Here is a 20,839-nt window from a genome sequence, read left to right on the forward strand (position 1 = left end):
GGGAATTCACTCTTGCAAAAAACATCGCTGAAGCATTGGGAAAGAAAGTTGTTTATGATCGCAAAGATTATGAAAACGATTGAGGAGACTCTCAAGTGATGATGATCATACAAAACTCGTAGGAATTTTTTGCTCTGGATTTGCTGCTATCAAAGGATAACGTAGCAGAATCTGAAGGAATCTACTCGATTTCACAGATCAGTCAATCTTCAGAAAAAGCCCTTTAGCAGAAGATGTTACTGTTCTAGTACTGCTGTTAAGTACTTTCAGCCTATTCTCAATCAACCACCAGATTGAAGAACGAAAGACGCGGCTCGAAAAAAGATTACTCAAATTCAGTTTGTGTTATTGCGTTCTGAATTCTTCAATAGAACTGTATAATATCATCATATGGGAGCCCAAAAGTAACATTAGTCAATACTCTGAAACATTAGTTCGATAAAAAAGTCATTCTTTCATCCTTCACAAGTGTTGTCCGCGGTTTGAGATCAAGAGGTGGTTCAAAATAAAGTATAAAGTCATGATCTCCTTCGCAGAAGAAGACTGGGAGATTGTCAGCAGATTGAAAAATGACCTGCTGAATCTTGGTTTTGATGTATGGAACTATATTGATGATATTGGCGAGTTTTCGATTTTGTCACACATTGACGAGGCGATTTCTGCCGCCGACTACGTGATCGTTGCTTTGAGCAAATACTCTCTGAACTCCGCATACGTAATGAAGCATGAGGCTCCTTTGGCATGTCAACTGGAAATTGAATACGGAAGACCTAGAGTAATCCCAATTCGTTTGGACGATTCGAAAATTCCCCCAATGTTCATGATCAAGAATTGCATAACTTTCTCGATTTATGAGAGCGGTATGAAAAGACTTGAAAGGTTGTTGCCAAAATCTGAGATCAGCGAGAGTATTGAGAATGATTCAAACATTAATATACCTGAAGATACTGATTCGGGCTCCCCCTCCCAAGAAGTTTCAAGACTCACTGATGACTCAAATTCGCTAGAAAGCAAATCCGAAGAAGAAACTGATAAGAAGGAAGGAAGGCAAAAGAATGAAGCGCTTTCCGGGCCAAAAGATGACGACTCAGATGAAAAGAATAAATCCAATATAACTGAGCAGATTGATAAGGAGTTGGGGGTCCACTCTGTTCGTAACGCGATTGTCGGAGAATCCATTGAAGATGAAAATAGGAATGCTTCGGACATTGATAAGAAACGCAAATTGCAGTCCAAAAAGAAGATACAATTCAAGAAGTTGAAGAACAGCTCATCGCTTCCCACAATAAGATGTGGAGAACCTATTTTCCTCAACAAGGGAGAGAATAGGGAGAATGAAAGAATCCCTTGGGATACGAAGAGCCTAACTGAAGAACAAAAAGAGATGGAGAGTGGAAGTTCTGAAGACAATCCACTGGTCGAGCAAGAGAAAAAGTATAGTATTGAGAATGCAGATATCCTTCAATATAACAAAGAATCGTCTATTGTCGATTCGGATAGTTTGAGTACAATACAAGAAAATGAACTGAGAGCAAAAAATACGGAAAGCGGCGTAGAAACAAAAGGATCAAAATCAGACGAGAAAGGAATTGGATCAAGACCCCCTGAATCAGACGGATACCAAATTAGATCAAACGAACACATTACAAATTCCTCTGACAAAGAGCCTTACTCTTCTAAAGTTATGAAAGCAGAGACGCACGAATTCTTCGTTGAAAATGATAAGAATGCGGTAATGCTCCCTTCCCCCTTAAAATCGGAAGAACTCTCCAGTAGAGAAGGAACTTCATCGACTCATTCAAATAAGGGACTTTCAAAGGAGGCAGATAACTCAACTACATTGCCCAAAAAGAAGCGCAGCAGACTTTTTCTTTTCATGCTTCTTTCTTTAGTTGCAGCGATAATTCTGTTAATGGCAATTTCAGTATTTTCGATGCTTGTCGGCAAATCAAGAATACTATCACTTCTTTCACCTGCCAACGGATCGACTAATCAGAACCCGAACACCTTGCTTCGTTGGAAAAACCCGAATGGTTCCGTAGAATCTCTATACAACTTGTTTCTCGGAACTCAAAATGATCCTCCACTTCTGATCAGTAGGATTCCGGAAACAGAATTTTCTCCGATCCTTTGTATGGGCACAAAATACTTCTGGAGAGTCGAAGCGATAGAAGATGGAATTCCATACAAATCTAGTCCTATATGGACGTTCGAGACTCAAAGAAATTACTCCCCATCTGTACTTGTACCAGACTTAATCGTTGTAAAAAGAGGAAGCTTCACAATGGGAAACAACTCCGATAACTCAAATCTCCAGGAAAAACCTGTTCATGAAGTACGCATCCTCTATGATTTTTTCATCGGCAAGTATGAGGTTACTTTCGGTCAGTACGAGAAATACTGTAGTGCCACGGGCAGCAAGTTACCCGATGATTCGAATTTTGGAATGGGCGATAAACCAATAATAAACGTTAGTTGGTGGGATGCAGTTGCTTATTGCAATTGGCTAAGTGACACAGAACATCTGCCGAGAGCTTATGATGAGAGTGGGAGTCTTATTGACAAAGAAGGGAATGTGACTGGAGACTTATCCAAAGTCGCTGGTTACAGACTGCCAACCGAAGCAGAATGGGAGTATGCTGCAACTGGTGGTAATAACTCTCAGGAGTACCTTTATTCAGGCGGTAACAATGCTAATCTTGTAGCATGGTATGAACTAAACTCCACATTCAAGACGAATCCAGTTGGTTCTAAATTCCCGAATGAGCTGGGAATACACGATATGTCTGGAAACGTTTGGGAGTGGTGTACAGATTGGTACGCTAGCTATTCTTCCGAGCAACAGACAAACCCATATTCTTCTGACAGGACAAATGGCAAAGTATACAGAGGAGGAAGTTGGGACAGTTCTGAACTTGAGATCATGTCTACATATAGAGAGGGTATAGGATCTCTATACAAGAGCATCTATTTGGGCTTTAGAGTTGCAAAAACAGTTACTGAAATTGACACAACTCCAAACACGCCTCCCGATATTCCCAGCAAGCCATTCCCACATGATGGAAGCCAAGATATTTCGACTGATGTGGAGCTTTCATGGAACTGCTCTGACAACGAAGACGACCGTATGCTCAAGTATAAGCTGTATCTAGACACTGAACCAGTACCACAGACCTTGATGAAAGTAGACCTCAAAGAAAGCAAATCCAAGATTGGAAATCTTGAATATGACAAGAAATATTTCTGGCGCGTTATTGCAATTGATTCTTCGGGAGCGCTATCTCCTGGACCAGTTTGGAGCTTTAAGACTACATTGCCTTTTCCTCAAGAACCAAAAGCCATATATCCTTTACCAAATTCGGAGGACATCAAGTCTGGCACTTTGCTACTTAGATGGGAAGCTTCTGAAGAAAGTGCTTCCTATTTTGTTGAGTTTGATGAACAGCGCTATGGTCCAACGAAAGACAACTTTCTCAGCGTCTCAGCTCCCGCACGAGGTAAATCATATTTCTGGAAAGTTATTGCAATAAACGAATGGGGGAAGAAGGCAGAAAGCGATCAATATTCTTTTGTCACAAAACCTAACGAAAACCCTGAAATCGAACAGTTGTTTCCCGAAAACAATAGCATTGCTTCATCAAAAGCAGGTATTGTGCTGAAATGGATTTCCAAGGACGAAGATGATGATAGTCTAACCTACAAAGTCTATTTTGGAGAAACATCAGATCCACCATTAGTCGCGACTGTTACGACAGAACAATGGATTCCTGAGTCTTTGGAGTGGGGAAGGACCTACTTCTGGAGATTAGAGGCATTGGATGGCCAAGGCGGATCAGTAAGAAGTGAATCCAGAAGTTTTAGCATTTGCTCTCTAAAGGACTATGAATCTTCAAACAATGTTCCGAAGACCGAGCGTGTGGAGAGGGGTTCTTTCGAAATGGGAGACTATTCTGCAACGGGTTTTGATCGTGAGAAACCACTTCATACTATTATCCTCAATTATGACTTCTGTATTGGCAAATACGAAATCACTTTCGAAGAATATGACGCTTTTTGCAGCGCAACTAGTAGAAAAGGTCCGGGCGATGAAGGTTGGGGAAGAGGAAGCAGGCCAGTAGTAAACGTAAGTTGGAACGATGCGATAGCTTACTGCAACTGGCTTAGCGAGAAGGAAAAGCTTCCCAAAGCGTATGATAGTAACGGGAATCTCTTGGACAAAGACGGAAGGATAACAACGGACCCATTGAAGGTGGTCGGATATAGACTCCCCACTGAAGCAGAATGGGAATTTGCGGCTAAAGGTGGACATTCTGAAAATGTGTACAAATATTCTGGAAGTGATGACATAAATGAAGTTGCTTGGTATTACTCGAATTCATTCGGAATGACTCATGAAGTTGGCAGGAAAGATCCTAACGACTTGGGCCTCTACGACATGTCAGGAAATGTTTGGGAGTGGTGTTCTGATTGGTATCATGATGACTATTACAGCAGGAGCCCAAAAGAAAATCCTTATGACAATGAAGCAAGCTTTTCTCGCGTTGTAAGAGGTGGAGGCTTTTCTGACAGCGAGAACTATCTACGAAATGAATCTCGGTTCTATTACTACGTTAATACATCATCCAAAGAGCTTGGATTCAGGATTTCCAGAACAATATTTGAAGAAGCAAGTGAATATTCGAGCCCAGATGAAATTGAACTAATATCTCCAAAAGATAAGGAAGTACCCTCTGAGAATGCTCAAGAGGTAGGTCAAGAGACCGTTCTTGCGGAATGGATAGAAGTCTCTTCTGACGAGCTGTGCTACGAAGTACCTTCAGCCTGGTTCGATGATACAGAGGGGTACAGACTTCAATTGGAGGGCGATGAGAATTCGAAGCCGGTAAGCAGATGGTTTGATGCTGAACCCGGCTCAGAGAACATCTTCTTCGTCATCGCTAGAGTGAAACCGGAGTTCCTTGAGAAGGAAGAAGAGGAAACAAGACTCAACATGGAAGTTGTTGAAGAATTCGAAAGACTCATCGCCGGGAAGCCGGGAATATGGATAGAGCTTACAGCTCCGCAATGGAATGTTGAGAGATCTATCTACTCTCACGTCTACGAACCGGGAGATGATGGATACTGCCTTTCAGTCGGTTTTGCTGCGAAGGCAGGGTTCTGGAGTCAGTACGAGCCTGTACTGGAAAGAATAATGGAAACGTTAAGATACTGCGCAAACTGAACCGACTATCAGAGCAAGACATTCAAAAACACCGGCAAATGTATTTACCTTTGCCGGTTACTCCTGCGAATAGTTGCTGCAATATTTAATCATCGAAGACCGAGAGGTCATTTCTGGTGAATGCATTCTTTTGGACGCGATCGAAATATTGTTCCATTCTCTGAATCCAATGTCTGTAGTTATTATCACTGCCATTTTCTCAGCGAGACTTAGATCAATTAGAAGAGTCTTCGTGAGAGACTATCCTTCTTCAAGCTCGGCTTCTACAATCCTGTAGAACTCTTCTCTGGCATGTATTTCCATCCAGGGCATGTGGCCGCATCTTTCCAGAAGCCTGAACTTGAAAACTTTGATTATCCTTGAAAGCGGGATCTCAACACCCTCTGCAGGATGGGGGTCGAAATCGCCATGGACTGCAAGGACGGGACAGCGAATTTTCTTGCCACTCTCGAGAAGCTCTCCGCTGCTTCTCATCTCTGAGGCCTCAGTCCAAACGCTCTTGTATATCTCTGCATTGATATTGACTTCTACTCTTTCTGCATCTTCTAGAAGATAAAAGTGGTCTGTCTTTGCCAGGAGTTTTCTGAATTCAGATAGTGCTTCTCTATCTTTGAGTTCTGCATTGCTCAAGAGGCGAATGAGCTCTTCCACTCTAGCCTTTTCTTTTGCGTCAAGACGGTTCAAGCGAGTATTCATAATACCGGAAGCGTAGTGCTGTTCGAAAGGACCGCTGCTTATGAGTATTATCCTATCCACAAGATCGCTATACTTTGCCGCAAACAAGAAGACGAGCCACGCTCCCCAAGAATGCCCCAAAAGAATAACCGGAGGACGGCAATACTTCTCTATAGTCTCCCTCAATTCCTCTATTTGTCCTGATACTGTCTTCTTTGTCTGATAAGGCTCTAGAACTCCCCGCTTCTTTCCAAGCTCTCTAGCAAGAGGCGCGACTCCTCCGGCCGCTCCCGGCCCTCCGTGGGCAACTATAACTTTGAATGGAGGATCACCGTACATTCTGAGATTATTCATTTTTTTCGCCTCCAGTTTGGAGTGTTCTTCTCTGCGCTTTGCAGTTACCTCTCTTTCACTGCTGTATTCTACTCCTCCTTCGACCGACATGATACTGGCGTTATATTAACTCAACTTTGACAGCAAGGAATCTGAAGATAGCCAAACTAGCTAGATAATTGAAAGAAAAAGAGACGTTCCACCACAATAATCTTTTCTGCAACCTCACAGACGTATTCTTCACCGGCAGAAGGAAAGGATGTTATCAATCTCTTTGCCCTAGGGCATTATCAATATGATTCACTGCTTACTATGCTATATCAGCAGATAGGATGATGCTCCCATCCTTGCCCCCAAAAAAATCTCACTTAGATCTCAACCATTTATTTCATACCAGTTCCATCGCTCTTTCTTTTCATTCGCTGAAGTCTAAAAACTGACAGGCAAACAGCGTGAAATCCTTTCCAAGCTTGAAGTAAAAGCGTGTCCAACCTACTTCGAAACCTGGCTTAACAGCTAGTAACACGCTCACAATCTTCACAAGCCCCATAACCCTTTCTGGGAGATGAACTCATGCGTTTTGCTAATCAATGTAATGACGAGCCCTTGGAAATAGTCTGCTTCAAGAGTCCAAAGTATGAAGCTGAGGTCACAGGAAGGAGTTTCATTAATGATCAGACCAAGAAAAGGAAGCTCTCAGAACCAAAGCGGAAGTTGTTTCACATTTTGACCATTGAACGGCTCCTCTTCACTGTCTCTTTCGATCATGCCGGATAACAGTTGGTATATGTCGGGCTCCCGGGAGATCATATCAATGTCAAGCGGTATCCCGCTCATATCTATTAGTTTTGCGTTTCCTCTTTCTTCCTTACCGAGGTCAAGCACAAACAGTGCGCAGTAATTCTTTTCAATGCATTCTGTAGCCCCTGACCAAGTCCCACCCTTTTCCAGATCACTTCGCACAACTACGCCATAGTCGGAAAGCGAATAGATATATTTGTTTCTGTCCATGGCCTTCCAGACCGTGAATCTTTCCCAGGGAGGAAAGGCCGACAGCAATACGAGACGACCATCCCTAACAAATCTGGAGATCTCATCCTTTCTTATGAAACTCTTGAGAGAATCAGCTACAATACCGGCAGCAAGACCTCCGTTCTGAAGCGATCCCATCATAGCGTGCATGTCAACACCTTTTGCAGCACCGGAAACTACTGTTACACCTGACTGGGCACATTTTTCTCCCAAGAGATGAGCTTGATCAAGCAAAGATTGAGAGGTTTTTCTGGAACCTACGATTGAAACCGCCTTATTGTTTAGTATTGAAAGGTCTCCCGCATAAAAAATCAATGGCGGTGCAAGATGCTTGAGCTTATCCAGCAGTTTGCTAGGGTACTCCGGTTCTGCACGCGATATCGCACGAATGCCTTTTTCTTCGAGATTCGAAAGCTCAATCGCGAGAGAGTGCTTCCTACTCAAAAGGCCAGCTATAAGCTTCGCAGATTTTTCGTCTATCTCAAGCTGCTCGCCAATTTCCGCTTCACTAAGCTCCAGGAGCTTGGAAGGCCTCGAAAGCGGAGAAGAGGCAATGCGCCTGGCAAGGTTGTTAAAGTTCTTCAAGTTGAGAGGTTTGAGATCGTTGTTCCGCTCTGCATCAAATCTGATTGTAAGGAGCATTATCGAATGCCTGTCGGATATGTAATCATGACTCGTCGTCATCATAACCACCTTCCCACGAAGCCGATAAAGCAAAGGGATAAACCGCACCGGCGTTTTTCTTCTTCAGCAGATAAGCTATTACTGTAAATGTCCATCTCGAATCGACAAGGTCGTCGACAAGGAGGACTCTTTTACCCCCAAGGTCAAGAGAAACATCAAAAGCGGAGAGTACATTTTCAAACTGCATAGATGAGTTTTTCATGGCCTTCTGTTCATGTGTTTCCTTTTTCTTCACGACACAATCCGGTATGTAACTCAGACCAATCTCTTTAGCCAAAGCTTCCGCAAATCTAGAGACCAGATAGGGACGCCTGAGAGACGGAACGGACACAACAATTTCTGGAAACGGTTCAGGCGACCAGTAATCGGTAATCAAGTCCTTAGAAGCGGCTACCAATTCACTTCTGAAATGTCCCCTTTCGTATTTATTCTCCTTAACCATTCTACCCCAACCGGCATCACCATAAATGCTCAACGAATAACCAGCTTCATATCTTAAGGGTTCCGGTATTTGTATCATGTCTTCAAATCGATAAGGGAACCTTTTCCTTGGCTCAATTCTCACGAATCTATTCTTAAGAAACTTCGCGGCTTTCTGAACGAGCTGAGGGTTTGTACCCCTTGGTCGAAAATCACCCGCACAGTTGCAGCATCTACCGCAATCTTCACTGAGATTATCATCAAGCTTACTGACGACGTACTTCATAAGGCATCCTTTCAGTTCAAACAATGCCTTCACATCCTTGTAATCTTGTTTTCTCTGATGAATTATTTCCTTCCACCTTTCACTGTTAGGACTCCACCTGTTTGCGGTCCTGATGTATCTGGAGCCATTTCTGGTAATAATACCATCGATTTCAAGAATCTTAAGACACTTTTCGATTTCCGATATTTTAGCGTTTATTGATCTCATTATCTCGGCTTTACTTCTCGGAAACTGCCCAATTAATTCTACGATCCCTTCAATTATCGACCTTTCAGGAAAAGCATTTTCAAAGAAGTAATCGTGAATATCATCGTCTTCCTTACCTCCTAGAAGAATAACCTCTGCAGAATCTACTGATCTTCCTGCCCTCCCGATTTGCTGATAGTAGGCTACTGTCGACGATGGAGTTTGAAAATGAATCACGAAACCAATGTCCGGTTTGTCATATCCCATACCCAAAGCGACTGTACTAACCAGAGCCTTTATCTCGTTTTTCGTTAGCTGCCTTTCCAGCTCTTCTCTTCTTTCGTTATTCATTTGCGCATGATATGCAGATGCATTTATATTGTTATCTTTAAGCCATCTGGCGACTCTTTCACAATCAATCTTCGTCAAACAGTAAATGATTCCAGATCCTGAGATTTTAGGTAAGTTTCCAGCTAGCCAGGCAAGTCTTTCGGACTGATCTGCAAGTCTCACCGCCTGAAGCTTCAAACTTTCTCGCTTCAGTGGACCCCTAATCGTTAGAAGATCTTTGCCAAACTGCTCTTCAATGTCTCTCACTACCCTGTCGTTGGCAGTAGCTGTTGTTCCTAACAATGGGGCGCCCTTCGGAAGATTTGAGACTATACGCACAATTCTTCGATAGTCTGGCCTGAAGTCATGACCCCAATCTGATATACAGTGCACTTCATCGACTACAAGAAGTCCTATATTGAACGAGATGAATCTCTCAAGAAACCCTTTGTTCCCTAGTCTTTCTGGTGAAATAAGGAGTATATCGACTTCATTGGTTCTTGTTCTTTCTAGAATTTCTTCCCATTCAGCTGGATTTGTACTGTTTACAGTTTCTGCGATGATTCCGATTCTCTTGGCCATGTCGATCTGATTTCTCATCAATGACAATAATGGACTTACAAGCAATACTACAGCCTTTGATTCTTTCCTCAAAAAGTATGCAGAAAGGAAGTATACTATACTCTTTCCCCAGCCTGTTTTCTGAACAAGAAGAACCTTGCAGTGCTCGTTGACAACTGCGTTGATTGCTTCCCACTGATCTGGTCTGAATGACACCCCTTTTCCAAGCATTTTCTCCAGAATTTGCTGAGCTTCTTGTTTCTCTATCATCCGTTACCTCCGTGAATAGATTTACTAAATGGAATAACAACTCTCTGAACTCGTATGACAGATCGAGCAGAAGTTTTTCAGCTAACGCTAATTGACAACAATATGGCCGCCGTTGTCTTCATCAGATCATGTTCCTATTCAGTAGCTCCAAAGGACCTGGCCTATCAATATTGATCAGTAGTTCAAAGAAATAAATACCAAGAGCCTTGCAGAAGGTGAGACAAAGGCTTAGGAAATTTAGAATACTAAAATAGGCTATATTGAGATAAGTGGAAATTTGAATTCTGCACTGCACGAATCGTTCCTTAAAACCATCACATTCTAACCAGCTGTCAGTTCTTTGCTAATTCATTTGCCAAACATTCTTAGTTTACAAAAATTGGGATAAGAAATCAAATCAAACTGATTTACATGAAGACCTTAACAGAGACTTGAAACCCTGAGCTGTTTGCAGAAATACCGACAATATATATCATCAAAAACTGGAGGTGCAGTGGCAACGGAGAATTCCAGCGCTATTTGGGCTAAACCATAATCACTAAGAAACTATAACAGTCGAAATATCGGGAAATCAAAACAAGCGTGAATCAGGAAAATTCAACTTCATAAACCGTGCCCCCAAGAGCAAAGGATACCCTTCAAAGATACTGGTTCACTCAGAAAAATGGATCTTGAATAGATCCTTCTAATTCTGTTTTCAGAGATTTAGAAGCCGTTTCTTCAGATCACTTCGAGTCTGTGGCTTCTTCACACGTGTATTTGTTGGTCCGGATTCATATTGGGTGGGGAAATGTGACTGTAAGAGCGGTTTTACCTGTCGAAAGCTTCATGTGCTAGACTACGCTTGTCAGTCAAAGAATTTCTCTTACACGCCGGAAATCGGAAATGATTTCCTGAAGAGCCGAGATTATTCATGTTGCATTAAGCAGCAAATACTAAAGGTTATATTACTGAAATATGCTCTTGCCCCATTCGTGAATTCATAACAGTTCCGGGAGGTAATTATGGCTAACAAGAAAAGAGAAGATGAATGGAAAGAAGTCAAGAAGAAATGCAGGGTCGGCGATGAAACGATACGCATGGCAAAGGAACTGGGAATAAATCCAAGGACGATGATAAAGAATATACCCAACAAGGCTGAGAAGTGGAAGGCACCCGTCGATGTCTGGATAAGAGACATGTACGATAAAGTGAAAGAAAAGAACGCAAAGAAAGCAAAGGCGAAGGCAAAGCGGCTGAGAAAAGAAAGTGAAGAATCGGCCGAAAGTTCGTCTCGACTGGATAAAAGAGACAAGTCAGATAAGCAAGATCAAGGGTCGTCATTATAGAGATAAACAGCTTAATGGCAGTCAAAGGGCACAGATCTCGATTGATCCTTTCATGGTCTAACTCAACTTTGACAGCAATGAAGCTGAGAAGAGCAAAGCAAGGCGAAAGACGAAAAGAAATAGAGACGTACCACCACAAAGATCTATGAGTGGACTGCGTGATATTTTCTTGAGTGCTTCCAAGAGATTCAGTAAATGGGCATCTGTCATCGCGATGGACGCCGTTTGTTCTAGAGAGTTATCCTTTCAAAAACAGTGATTGGTTACAGTCTCTCCGTCTTGTGAGAATCTAACCACATGTGGGTCAAACACGTTAATGACAGTGTGAGACATGTATTTCTTCTTGCATCCTATCTCGAGAATCTCGCATTCAAACCAACATGAATGGGGAAATGGGCCTTCAAGCCGGTAGATTATCGAAGTAGATAAAACTATGAAAGACTATAATAGTATGAAGTGAAAATGAGGAGACTACACATGAATACTGTTGTCTGTATTGGAGATAGTATCACCTATGGCCGCGTGGGTGTGAGTTACTTCGAGATGCTGAAAAGCGAATTCGGGGGAAAGCTTGAGTTTATCAATAGTGGAATAAACGGAAATCTTTCTTACGACGTTCTCAAGAGAATCGAGAAAGTGACCACCATGAAGCCAGATATTGCTATTCTCCTGGTAGGAACAAACGACGTGTGGGCGACCTACTCAGAGAAGACCATGAAAGCCTATATCAGAAAGAATAGACTACCCGAGAGACCTTCAATAGAGAGCTACGCCAGAAACCTCGGTGAAATCCTGCAAAGGCTTAAGACCGCTTCCATTGCTCATATAGGAGTGATGTCGCTGCCTTTGATCACAGAAGATCCCGAACATATCCTCTTCAAGAAAAGCGTGGAATACTCTGAACTGATTAAGAAGATAACTTCGCAGATGGACTTGTGCTATATAGATCTCAATGAACGTCAACGTGATTATCTGACAAAGAATAACAAAAGTTCTTCATCAGGACTGGGAGTCTCCTGGGAATTCACATTAAGGATGATTTTCAAACATATCATATTGAGAAAGAGCTGGGACGCACTATCGCAGGAAAATGGATTTCTGTTGACGGTAGATCATGTTCATCAAAACAACACGGGAGCAGCCTTGATCAAAGATTGTGCGTCTGAGTTCTTGAAAAAGCTTTCACCTCCAGATAGCTGATTTATTCAATGCTCATAATTAGGAATTAATAGCTGTTGAATTATGTAATTCACCAGGGTTCCTGTTTAAGGACGCTCTTCCTTCCTCACAAATCTGTGAGAACTGAAACATCTAGGAAATACTTAGCCGAACTCCTCTCAAGACCAATTGCGTTTCTTAGAGTTCGACCAAGCGTCTATGCCCACGTTCGTGACTAGTAAGGAAAAAACCTCCGCAGAATGCTTCCGGCACTCAATAGTCAATCCTCAGACTTCTCATCTGTGAGATCGATAATAGCGAGCAACTCACCCCAGCCAGGGTCTCCATGCAGCCCACTGAGCTCTCCCAGTCGGCTTCTCTGCTTTGCTCTTTCAAGACCCAATTCGATTGCTTCGAAGAAACTATCAAAGGCTCTGTCTGTCTCTCCAATCCTTGGGGGTCAGAGGGTCCATAATGAAGGACTTCTTCACCAGAAACATACCGGCAGTAACAATGACCGAAGTAGAGGGGTCATTCGTAATCTGGATAGACTGGAGAAGGCTTAAACTAGATGATGAGGAGCTGTACTCATTCCTGCTGAACGAGGCGTATCTCGATCTGGATAAAGGCGTAAACTATGGAGAAGCTGGTAAGGGTTTTACTAGAATGAACATAGCTGCGCCCAGAAGGAAGATAGAAGAGTCACTGGGATTTCTTTTCGAAGCAGCCGCGAGACGTGGGTACGCAGTATCCGAAACTTTGAAAAGGTGGAGGTGAAGATCCATTCCTATGAAGAAACTGATTGAAGACTACTTCGAACAGAACAAGGGACTCATGATAAGAGATATCATGAGACTGGTAAGGATAAGGAGCGACAAGGAAGAGGCGAAAGAGGGCAAGCCATTTGGCGACGGACCGGTTGAAGTGCTGGCCGAGGCCCTTGAGATGGCATCTGAAATGGGATTTAGGACCAAGAACTACGACAACTATGTCGGTGCAGTTGACTTCAATGAATTGGATAACAAGCTGGACATCCTGGCTCATCTCGATGTGGTACCGGGAGGAGACGGTTGGACGGTCACAGAACCCTTCAATCCCGTAGTAAAGGATGGAAGGCTCTACGGTCGAGGAACGATAGACGACAAGGGCCCCGCCGTGGCCGCTCTTTACGCCATGAAAGCTGTCAAGGATATGAGTATTCCTCTGAAGGCCGGTGTAAGGCTGATACTTGGAACCGATGAGGAGTGTGGATCATCAGATATAAGATACTATTACGGGATAGAAGAGGAAGCTCCAATGACCTTCTCACCGGACGCCAGTTTCCCGGTTGTGAACATAGAAAAGGGAGGTCTCCAGGGAAAGTTCGAATCCAGGTTTGAAGAGTCAACCGAGTCTCCCCGGGTGGTAAGCTTCAAGGCCGGGATCAAAAGCAATGTGATTCCCGGTGAAGCGACTGCCGTTGTAGAGGGGATCGATCCCGAAGTGATTCGCGATTGCTGCGATGCCGTCACCAAAATCAGCGCCATCTCTTTCAACTTATCCACCGAGGGGAAAAAGACTACAATCAAGGCTAGAGGGCTTCAGGGCCATGCCTCGACTCCAGATAAAGGGAAAAATGCTTTGACAGGTTTGCTGGAAGTCATCTCAAGGCTCCCGGCTTCTCAAAGTACAGGCTTTGAGAGGCTGCGAGCTCTAAACTCGGTATTTCCTCATGGAGACTGGCTCGGTGAGGCTGCTGGCGTTGCGATGAGCGATGAACTTTCCGGCAAGCTTACAATAAGCCTCAATATGATGGAGTACGATGGTTCAAGCCTCAACGGGACATTCGATTGCAGGGCTCCTTTATGCGCAACGAAAGAGAACCTCCTTGATGTAATTAAGGCCAAACTGGCTGACAGTGGTATAGATCTGCAAAACGATGACATAAAACCTCCTCATCACGTACCCTGTGACTCCGAGTTCGTCAAGACACTTCTGAGATCTTACGAAAGCTACACCGGAAAAAAGGGATACTGCATCTCGATGGGAGGGGGAACGTATGTACATCGACTGAAGAACGGCGTGGCATTTGGTTGCATTATGCCCGGGAGCGAAAACAATATGCACGGCCCCGATGAATTTGCTGTCATTGAAGATCTCTTGACCAGCGCAAAGATTTTCACACAGGCAATCATAGAGCTTTGCGGGTGAAAAAGCCGGTTCTGAAACAGAGAAATGACGATCGTTGTTCGTTATCGGATCTCCGTTCTCAGGGAATAACAACAGTTGCAAGTTGCAAGAAGAACAAAGGCCGGGGTCGGGGGTAGCAGGTTCGTGGCAGGAAAGAGATGAATGAAGCAGGTTTGCCGTTGAGCGGTTCTCCGTTCGCCGAGAAGAACATACAGTTGTGAGTAAGACCGTGGTTGGGGGTCGGAAGTCGGAGGTTGGTCGGGAGCAAAGAACAAGAGCTTGACCCAGTCCTCAAGAAACAAATTACGCCCTCTGATCAGAGCGAAGCTATTTTGTCACTGAAGTGCTCCTGTTCAGGATCTGGACTTTCTAGAAAAGATCTTCTCGGAGGACGGCGGATCGTTGACGGACAACAAATAGGAGTAGGAGCCGTCCTCGGTCCTTCGTCCGGGATCATGAAACCCGTCCTTCGAAAGAGCAGTTGCAAGTTGTCTGTTCCAAGTTACAGCTCTAGAGTAAAGAAACGTCAGATATCGTCATGAACTTGATTCAGCATCTCGATCATTCTTTTTGTCGAATCTTGTTATTTTCCTCGGTGACCCCGTCGATAGATAGAACAAGTGCGAATAATCGATATCCGCATTCTTGAATCAACAGATTGCATTCAACAGAATAGTGTTTTCCGCCTAGAATTGAGAATCATTTCGAAGAAGCTTAAGCATGGGGAAAAAGGTAGAGTTCCCTGTAAGGAAGGCTTACTATACAAAAAGCAAACGTCGGATTCTCTTCATTGAATCCCTCTAAGACCGTCCGTCAAATTGATTGGCTGACGTATAATAGTTTTGGGGACAAAGGGAACTTCGGCAGTTTTCCCTAAATCACTTTTTGTTTTTATTCACATAACCTTATTAGAGGAGGGATACTACGTTGAGGAACAAAATCATCCTGATTGCAACGTTACTGATCTGTGTGTTGTCTTTTGCCGGACCCAAAGACATTGCGGCTAGCCCATATTCGGCCGCTATTGAAAAGCTATTTGCCGCGGGGATAGTTGAGGCAGAGGACGATCTCTTCAGTCCGACAGAAGCGCTTTCGAGAGCCGACGCTGCCGAGTGGATAGTCAAGACATTCAAATTGTCGACAATCCATCCCATGAAGCTTGAAGAAGAGGTCGAGAAGAAGTTCGTCTACACGGACCCGCTTGGTGTTATCGATGAGGCTTTCGTTGTTCCGTCTGCGAAGGATACTGTCGATATCGAAGGAGAGGAATACATCGAGGGTCTTATCAAGGTACGAGCCGAAGAGATTGTCGATGGCCTTTACAGACCGTTCGAAGCAGTAACGGGCGCCGAATTCGCGCTCGCAGTAGCCAAGGTTCTATTTGGAGTTGATGAGCCGATAGACTATTCGGCAAAGCTTTCACAACTTGTCTACGTGCCTGCCGAATTACTCTCTATGGAAAGACCGTTGAGGCGAGAAGAAGCTGCACAGATTCTTTCGAACTTCGTAGACAATCCAGATTTCAAGATAATCACAATGCTCGCAACCGCCGATATACACGGGCACATAGAGCCTTACTTACCAAGCGGGGCGAAGTACCCAGTAGGCGCGATGGAAAAAATGGCCTACTACGTTAAGACAGAACGAGCAATTCAGCCTAATCTTCTGCTTCTGGACGTTGGAGACGCTCCTTACAACACCAACGTCGCCAACCTTTTCGAAGGAGAGCCGGTAATTAAGATCATGAACATGATGGGTTACGATGCCATGGTACTGGGCAATCACGACTTCGATTTCCCATTCAACGTGATGGAAAGAAACAGCAAACTTGCAAATTTCCCATTCCTTAGCGCAAACACTCTGTACCTGGGAGAATCGCCGTACTTCCTTGAGCCATACATAATAAAAGAAGTCGACGGGATAAAGATAGCCATCGTTGGGCTTACTGACGACAGCAGCGCCTGGTACACCCATCCAAGGAACGTAGCGGGAATTACCTTCGAAGAACAGTATTCTGCCGCAAAGAGACTCCTGGATGAAGTGTCTCCACAGGCAGATTTGTTGGTCGCCCTCGCCCATCTGCACGGTGGAAATAGAGTGCTTCCAACGAAGGTCCCCGGCTACGATCTTATATTCGAAGGAGGAAGGGACGTTGTCGCCTTCCCAGAAAAGATTAACGGTAGTTGGGTGATCTCTTCAGGAAAACATGCTGAGCTGATTTCAAAGACGAATCTAAACATTTACAACGGCGAAGTAATAGGTATCAACTTCGCCCACGTATTCATGAGTCAGAACCTTCAGCAGGACGAAGAAGTAGTAGAAGTGGTACAAAGTTATGTCTCTCAACTTGACGAAAAGCTCGGTACGGTGATTGGAAAGACCGAGGTTGATCTCGATGGAGAAAGGGGCACGGTAAGGCTGAAGGAGTCCAACCTTGCCAACGCGATTGCCGATAGCCTTAGAGAGATGACCGGAACTGACTTCGCCATACAGAACGGCGGAGGAGTCCGAGCCAGTATTCCGGCCGGAGACATAACTATAAAGGACGTTTACACTGTTCTTCCATTCGATAATCTAGTAGTTGCAGTAAGGGGCACCGGAAAACAGATTTGGGACATCCTTGAACATGGTATTTCGGCCTACCCGGCAGCGGCAGGCCAATTCCTGCAGGTGTCGGGTCTCGAATACACCTTCGACGCAGCTAAGCCTCCATATGAGCGCTTGATATCCGTTACATCGAACGGTGTTCCGCTAGATCCCGAAAAGACTTACACACTCACCGCCAACGACTTCCTCACGGGCGGGGGAGACAAGTTTATCATGTTCCTGGAAATGGAGAAGTTCATTGAAACAAAGTCCTTCCTCAGAGATGCATTTGCAGAATACGTCGAAAGACACGGAACAATCGCTCCAGTCAACGAGGGAAGAATAACGATTATCAACCCGGCCAATTAATCCGGATCGCCAGTCGAACGGAGAGGGAAACCTCTCCGCTTTTCTTTGCCCGCACAAAAGGTGCGATCTGAATTCCGCCAAGTCTTACTACCATTTGGGAAAAGCCTTCAATAGTGAGAGTGAGTGTTTGACATCCAGCGCTACAATCATTGCATTGCTTTCATGTCTTTTTCTTTTTTGCAGATGACGTGGAATCATTGCTTAAGTTTTGAAATCAAATCTAATTATTGAGGTTCATCGGATTGTTGATTTCAGAAAAACCCTCAGTTCATTATCTCCTTGTATCACGGATAATGGCCTGAGCTTTCTCCTATCATCAGAGTGATCTATAATTGAAAGGCCACTCCAGACAGTGAGTAAAAGGGGGCAGGTATGAGGAAGCAACCCGCGTCGTGGATGTTTGCAATCTCTATCTTCGTGCTTGCTGCAATTTTTCCTGCCCGGTTGTCTGGCAATCAGATAGATGTAATCCGGGATTACTGGGGAATAGCCCACATCTATGCGGACAATGACTTGGAACTCTTTTTCGGGGCAGGATATGCCACAGCTGAGGACCGTATGTTTCAAATGGGACTTTCAAGGAGAAAAGTTGCCGGGACGCTATCCAAGATTTACGGCAAGAACTTGCTGGAGTCTGATAAGCTCATGCGTACACTCGGACTCTACAGACACGCGCAGGAGCTTCCTGATGTTCAGAATCCTTTTTCGGGATTAGTTGCCAGTGCAAGTCATTTGTCCGTCGGAGACTGGTACCCGCATTCTCTGACTATAGGAACCGGAGGAACCGGCCATAACCCAAGAAGCATGAGGCTTTACGAGCTCCTGGATGATCAGAACGACTTCACTTTTGAGAGCTTTTCGGAGATTCATCAAGACAATGTCTCGGCAATTGCCAGAGATTTTCTGTCTCTCGCACGTATTTTGTCTGAGAAGAACCTTCTGTCACAGAATTCAACGAGGATTCTGAAAGCCCTAAGTGATTGGGACTATCGCCTTTTGGAGAACAGCAGAGCGGCCGATGTTGCCGAGACTATAGTACAAGTAATGCATCGCAGTCTGCGGCCCAATACGGTCACGGCTCTTCTTGCATCGAAATACGGCGGGGGCCATGCCGGCAATATCTTCCTCCTTCGGTATGCCCTAGAAGAGTTTGAGAGAACTCAGAAGTTGCCGGACGAGGAGGAATTGGCAGTCTGGGTCAACCAGGTACTCGAGGCTTCGGCCGGCAGTCTTCGGGAAACTGTTTCTCAAGTCAGAGAAGCAGTGATGGTTTATCAGACTAATCTTGAAGGCCTCCCCTCGATTTACCCCGATGCGAATCGAAATATGCCCGATCTCGTAACCACCTCGGGAAATACCATCTGGTCGCAACTGGGGAATTCTTACACTCAGATCGCCGACCTTTCGAACATAGATAGCTCCAGAGCATTTCTGCCACCAGGAGTTTCAGAAGTCCCACGTAGCCCTCATTTCTTCGATCAGGTCGAATTATGGGCCGCTGGAGAGACCAGACCCGCTCCTCTGAGCCGAGAAGAAGTCATGAAGTATGCAGAATTGATTGAAACACTCCCTTCGCCAATCAAAAAGACTATGCGTCAATCAGGGTCCGATTGAAAATGGAAAATCGAAGTTGCTTCTCAATAAGACTGGACGGGCTCACAAAATACCTTGACGGGCTAAATCTGCAGAATCTAGCTTTTGAAAAGGTTGTGTCTGGGAAGGCCGATTGCATACTGATTCTCCTTGAACACAAACCAGTTATTACTGTTGGCAAATCGGGTGGAAGAGAGAATCTTCTTGTTGATGAACGCGAGCTCGAGCGTCTGGGCGTCGAACTTCGAAATACCAATAGGGGAGGAAACATAACTTATCATGGTCCGGGACAGGTAGTTGCATACCCCATTCTGAATCTTGGAAAATGGAAGAAGAATCTTCCATGGTACGTGCACTCTCTCGAAGAGGTAGTAATTAGAGTGCTGGGAGATTACGGGATTGAAGCGGGAAGGAAACCGGAATACAGAGGAGTCTGGGTGGAAGAAAGTAAGATTGCCGCAGTAGGTATTGCTGTCAAAAGATGGTTCACAATGCACGGATTTGCCCTGAACGTACGGGTAAACAAGGAACACTTCAGATTGATCAATCCCTGTGGTATAAAAGACTATACGATCGCTTCGATGGACGATTTTGTGGCCGACGTTGATTTCCATGAGATCATAGAGAGTGTGGAAAGGAATTTCTCTCTTGTCTTTGAAAGCAAACTGATAGAAGTTTCAAGAGAATGGCTGGAGAGTGGTCAAAGTGAAGGAGAAACCAGACTGGCTTAAGAAAAAGCTCAATGCCGACCGGAGTAAGCTGAGCGAAATAAAGGTCATGTTGCGAAGCCTGCGTCTTCATACCGTGTGTGAAGAAGCGAGATGCCCAAATATCGGCGAGTGTTTTGCATCTAGAACCGCCACATTCATGATACTTGGAGATATCTGTACAAGAAACTGTCGATTCTGTGCAGTCTCAAAGGGAATACCGGGCTCTCCAGATCCAAAGGAGCCGGAGAACATTTCTAACGCCGTTCATGTTCTCCAATTGAGACATGTTGTAATCACCTCGGTTACCAGGGACGATCTGGACGATGGTGGCGCTTCTCATTTTGTTAATGTCGTCCGTGAATTGAGAAAGAACTGTCCAGATACGACAATCGAGCTGCTGATCCCTGACCTAAATGGTAACTGGAAGGCTCTCGAAAAAATCGTCAGAGAGCATCCGGACGTGCTGAATCACAATGTGGAGACCGTACCTTCTCTGTACGCCAATGTGAGACCCGGAGCAACGTACGAGCGTTCTATCGGTCTCTTGCGGAGAGTGAAGGAAATTGACTCTTCGATAATTACGAAGTCTGGAATAATGGTGGGCCTTGGTGAGGGCGAAGACGAGGTTGAGTCCGTCATAGAGGACCTGCTTGGTGCAGGATGCAGCATGTTGACTATTGGTCAGTATCTGCAGCCATCTCTTAACCACCTTCCGGTAGTGGAGTACATTACGCCGGAGCAGTTTGAAGGTTACAAGATCTTCGCTTTGGAGAGAGGCTTCTCGTTCGTCGCATCGAGTCCTCTCGTTCGTAGCTCCTATCATGCCGCTCTTGGCTTCTCAAGTTTGCGCTAGAGAGAAGTTTTGCAACGGGATTGTTCTGGACCTTTGTTCCTTTCAAGTCTATCGTTCACAGTTTGTCGGGCAGAA

At 44.6% G+C, this 20,839-nt stretch carries 12 protein-coding genes; 9 read left to right on the forward strand and 3 right to left on the reverse strand.

Features of this window, described 5'->3' with window-relative positions:
• The first annotated feature begins 520 nt into the window (after window positions 1–520).
• The gene (locus B3K42_RS12485; protein ID WP_292599081.1) at window positions 521–5,221 is read left to right on the forward strand and encodes an SUMF1/EgtB/PvdO family nonheme iron enzyme; all 4,701 of its coding nucleotides are present in this window, start codon (window positions 521–523) and stop codon (window positions 5,219–5,221) included.
• Window positions 5,222–5,461: 240 nt separating this feature from the next.
• Here B3K42_RS12485 and B3K42_RS12490 read toward each other — a convergent pair whose 3' ends face one another.
• The 3 genes from B3K42_RS12490 to B3K42_RS12500 all read right to left on the reverse strand — a co-directional run bounded on the left by B3K42_RS12490 (window position 5,462) and on the right by B3K42_RS12500 (window position 9,998).
• A complete protein-coding gene (locus B3K42_RS12490; protein ID WP_110991049.1) occupies window positions 5,462–6,250 on the reverse strand; it encodes an alpha/beta fold hydrolase in 789 nt (262 codons plus the stop codon).
• 675 nt (window positions 6,251–6,925) lie between these two features.
• On the reverse strand, window positions 6,926–7,945 hold the full coding sequence (locus B3K42_RS12495; RefSeq protein WP_292599084.1) for a DNA-processing protein DprA: 1,020 nt from the start codon (window positions 7,943–7,945) through the stop codon (window positions 6,926–6,928).
• Window positions 7,929–9,998 carry a RecQ family ATP-dependent DNA helicase gene (locus tag B3K42_RS12500; protein WP_292599086.1) on the reverse strand — a complete coding sequence of 690 codons (2,070 nt, stop codon included), beginning with the start codon at window positions 9,996–9,998 and terminating at the stop codon, window positions 7,929–7,931. The genes B3K42_RS12495 and B3K42_RS12500 overlap by 17 nt, the downstream gene beginning before the upstream one ends.
• 1,004 nt (window positions 9,999–11,002) lie before the next feature.
• On the opposite strand from B3K42_RS12500, the gene B3K42_RS12505 reads away from it, so the two are divergent.
• From B3K42_RS12505 to lipA, 8 genes are all read left to right on the forward strand, one after another.
• Window positions 11,003–11,326, forward strand: a complete 324-nt coding sequence (locus tag B3K42_RS12505; protein ID WP_110991050.1) for a hypothetical protein — start codon at window positions 11,003–11,005, stop codon at window positions 11,324–11,326.
• Between the two features lie 477 nt (window positions 11,327–11,803).
• The gene (locus B3K42_RS12510) at window positions 11,804–12,526 is read left to right on the forward strand and encodes an SGNH/GDSL hydrolase family protein (RefSeq protein ID WP_110991051.1); all 723 of its coding nucleotides are present in this window, start codon (window positions 11,804–11,806) and stop codon (window positions 12,524–12,526) included.
• A gap of 432 nt (window positions 12,527–12,958) precedes the next feature.
• Entirely contained in the window at window positions 12,959–13,261 is a 303-nt protein-coding gene (locus tag B3K42_RS12515) for a hypothetical protein (RefSeq protein WP_258367439.1), read from the forward strand.
• A gap of 12 nt (window positions 13,262–13,273) precedes the next feature.
• The gene (pepV, locus tag B3K42_RS12520) at window positions 13,274–14,674 is read left to right on the forward strand and encodes a dipeptidase PepV (RefSeq protein WP_110991052.1); all 1,401 of its coding nucleotides are present in this window, start codon (window positions 13,274–13,276) and stop codon (window positions 14,672–14,674) included.
• A 906-nt stretch (window positions 14,675–15,580) separates the two neighbouring features.
• Window positions 15,581–17,608 carry a 5'-nucleotidase C-terminal domain-containing protein gene (locus tag B3K42_RS12525; RefSeq protein ID WP_110991053.1) on the forward strand — a complete coding sequence of 676 codons (2,028 nt, stop codon included), beginning with the start codon at window positions 15,581–15,583 and terminating at the stop codon, window positions 17,606–17,608.
• Between the two features lie 372 nt (window positions 17,609–17,980).
• Entirely contained in the window at window positions 17,981–19,222 is a 1,242-nt protein-coding gene (locus tag B3K42_RS12530; protein WP_110991054.1) for a penicillin acylase family protein, read from the forward strand.
• Between the two features lie 2 nt (window positions 19,223–19,224).
• Window positions 19,225–19,932, forward strand: coding sequence for a lipoyl(octanoyl) transferase LipB (gene lipB, locus B3K42_RS12535; RefSeq protein WP_110991078.1), 708 nt, complete (start codon window positions 19,225–19,227; stop codon window positions 19,930–19,932).
• Window positions 19,907–20,764, forward strand: coding sequence for a lipoyl synthase (gene lipA, locus B3K42_RS12540; protein WP_110991055.1), 858 nt, complete (start codon window positions 19,907–19,909; stop codon window positions 20,762–20,764). Before lipB ends, lipA begins: the two co-directional genes overlap by 26 nt.
• The last annotated feature ends 75 nt before the right edge of the window (window positions 20,765–20,839 follow it).

Source organism: Mesotoga sp. UBA6090 (assembly GCF_002435945.1).
In the GTDB taxonomy this organism is placed as follows: Bacteria; Thermotogota; Thermotogae; order Petrotogales; family Kosmotogaceae; genus Mesotoga.

Excerpts from the sequence above, each read along its gene's own strand:
- B3K42_RS12485 (WP_292599081.1), top strand. The coding sequence starts at position 521 with ATGATCTCCTTCGCAGAAGAAGACTGGGAGATTGTCAGCAGATTGAAA.
- B3K42_RS12490 (WP_110991049.1), bottom strand. The coding sequence starts at position 6,250 with ATGAATAATCTCAGAATGTACGGTGATCCTCCATTCAAAGTTATAGTT.
- B3K42_RS12495 (WP_292599084.1), bottom strand. The coding sequence starts at position 7,945 with ATGACGACGAGTCATGATTACATATCCGACAGGCATTCGATAATGCTC.
- B3K42_RS12500 (WP_292599086.1), bottom strand. The coding sequence starts at position 9,998 with ATGATAGAGAAACAAGAAGCTCAGCAAATTCTGGAGAAAATGCTTGGA.
- B3K42_RS12505 (WP_110991050.1), top strand. The coding sequence starts at position 11,003 with ATGGCTAACAAGAAAAGAGAAGATGAATGGAAAGAAGTCAAGAAGAAA.
- B3K42_RS12510 (WP_110991051.1), top strand. The coding sequence starts at position 11,804 with ATGAATACTGTTGTCTGTATTGGAGATAGTATCACCTATGGCCGCGTG.
- B3K42_RS12515 (WP_258367439.1), top strand. The coding sequence starts at position 12,959 with ATGAAGGACTTCTTCACCAGAAACATACCGGCAGTAACAATGACCGAA.
- pepV (WP_110991052.1), top strand. The coding sequence starts at position 13,274 with ATGAAGAAACTGATTGAAGACTACTTCGAACAGAACAAGGGACTCATG.
- B3K42_RS12530 (WP_110991054.1), top strand. The coding sequence starts at position 17,981 with ATGAGGAAGCAACCCGCGTCGTGGATGTTTGCAATCTCTATCTTCGTG.
- lipB (WP_110991078.1), top strand. The coding sequence starts at position 19,225 with ATGGAAAATCGAAGTTGCTTCTCAATAAGACTGGACGGGCTCACAAAA.